Origin of the sequence: Micrococcus sp. Mcc89, assembly GCF_024519795.1 — a bacterium.
GTDB classification, from domain to species: domain Bacteria; phylum Actinomycetota; class Actinomycetes; order Actinomycetales; family Micrococcaceae; genus Micrococcus; species Micrococcus luteus.
Genome location: NZ_JALJRI010000072.1, coordinates 1 through 867, shown reverse-complemented (window position 1 = coordinate 867; position 867 = coordinate 1). Strand labels below are relative to the sequence as shown.

At 63.4% G+C, this 867-nt stretch carries 1 protein-coding gene; it reads right to left on the bottom strand.

Features of this window, described 5'->3' with window-relative positions:
• Positions 1–365 precede the first annotated feature (365 nt).
• Positions 366–674, bottom strand: a complete 309-nt coding sequence (locus NR072_RS07640) for a hypothetical protein (protein WP_256836724.1) — start codon at positions 672–674, stop codon at positions 366–368.
• Positions 675–867 lie beyond the last annotated feature (193 nt).

Below are 867 nucleotides of genomic sequence, written 5' to 3'. Positions count from 1 at the left end.
CGTCTCATCTCAGTCCGGCCCTCGTGCCAAGAACCTCATGACCCACAACATCTAGCAACCCTCGACGGACGTCCCTCAGATCTCGCGGTCCTGCTGTATCCCACTCGCGACGGTGGACGAGCTCGACAGGCCGAGCTCCAACGGCTCAGGGACCGCTGCTACCCGCTCTGGCTCGTGCACCTGCCGTTCCCCCGCCCGGTCGATCTGCGAGGGCAGCAGAACTGGAGTGTCTACATCGCCAGCTTGGCTGAACACCTACGAGGCTTCGCTGGGGAATGGACCCAGAGGTAACAGCTCTGCGACGTGTCACGGCGGCGGTGAAAGCGGGTCTGCGCACTACAGTTAAACGTTTGATTGCAGGTCGTTCAGCTCAGAAGTTCCCTCGGATCAAGGGGCTTCCCCGGGGCGATACGAGTGGACGGAGGGTTGCCGTGCTCTCCGCATTCAGGGAAGCGCAGCATTCGGGACGGCATGGCCTGGTCCAGGTGCCGATGCCAGCGGATCGCGCTCTCGTTCGGGGCCTCGCCCTGGACGAAGCACTCCTGGTGCCCCTGGCGCAGCACGGTCTTGAGCATCTCGAGCGCGAACCCCGTGCCACGCAATGCTGGCGCGGTCCCAGCAGCTTGGATGACCACGATGTCTCGGTCCTCGACGGCGCCATCAGCGACGAGCACCTCCCGACGCACCTTCTTGAAGCGCCATGAGTCCAGCTCATCGAAGAGGGAGTACCTACGGATGGTCGCCAGTGGCCGAACAAGGTATTCCTTCCACGCCGGGGCGCGCTGAGCGGTGAAGTGTCCCGTCCTGCTCGGCGGGGCGTGTCAGATGGTCTGTGTAAGCCGTACCGAGAGGAACGGTAAGAATCAT